The following is a 989-nucleotide window of genomic DNA, read 5'->3' on the forward strand; positions in this document are numbered from 1 at the left end:
CGATCGCCGACCGCGGCGCCGGCGGCGAGAGCTCGCCGATGACCGCGCTCGACGAGCAGTTCGTCGCCATCGCCGAAGCGAACCCGGGGCTGCGCGTGCGCGTGGGCAATCCTGACGAGCTGCGCAGCAACAAGCTCGATCGCACCCTGGACGCAATGAAGCACCGGGTGCACGAGCCCGAGCCCGGTGTCGCGGAATCGACCACTGGCGCGGTCATCACCGCGCTTAATGAGGAAGCCGTGGTATGCGCCGCGCTCGGCAACAAGGGCGGGCTGAACCTGGTGGTCACCTACGAGGCGTTCGCACCGAAGATGCTTGGCGCCGTGCGCCAGGAATTGATCTTCGCGCGTCACCAGGCACAGGCGGGGCGACCGCCCGGCTGGCTGGGCGTGCCTCTCGTGCTGACCTCGCACACGTGGAGAACGCGAAGAACGAGCAGTCCCATCAGGATCCGACCATGGCCGAGGCGCTCCTGGGCGAAATGGCCGACATATCGCGCGTGGTGTTTCCCCCGGACGCCAACGGCGCCGCCGCGGCCCTCGCCCACGCCTACGCGCAACGCGGCACGGTCACCACCCTGGTCGTCCCCAAGCGACCGGTGCCGCACGAGCTGACACCGACGCAGGCGCAGGCGCTGGCCACCCAAGGTGCGCTGTGCCTGGCCGGCAACCCGGCGACAGCGGCGATCCTGCTGGTCGCCACCGGTGCTTACCAATTGCAGGAAGTGCGCCACGCGCAGGTGCGCCTCGTTGAACGTGGCGTGTCGGCCGCGATCGTCTATCTCGGCGAGCCCGGCCGGTTCCGCACGCCGCGCGATCCGGACGAGGCGCGGTACGTGCACTCCGACAGCGAGGTCCATGCACTGTTCCCGGCGGAACGGCCGCGCATATTCGTCACGCATACGCGGCCCGAGCCTTCCTGGGCGCGCTGCGCCGGCTCGACACTGGCCCGGCCACGACCGCGGCGCTCGGCTTCGTCAACCGCGGCGG

Annotated in this window: 1 pseudogene; it reads left to right on the forward strand. The window is 70.5% G+C overall.

The features are described from left to right. Positions 1-38: 38 nt before the first annotated feature. A pseudogene (locus tag JCM9942_RS16780) lies at positions 39-989 on the forward strand (phosphoketolase family protein); the annotation flags it as partial.

It is taken from the genome of Stenotrophomonas pictorum JCM 9942 (assembly GCF_001310775.1).
Taxonomy (GTDB): domain Bacteria; phylum Pseudomonadota; class Gammaproteobacteria; order Xanthomonadales; family Xanthomonadaceae; genus Stenotrophomonas; species Stenotrophomonas pictorum.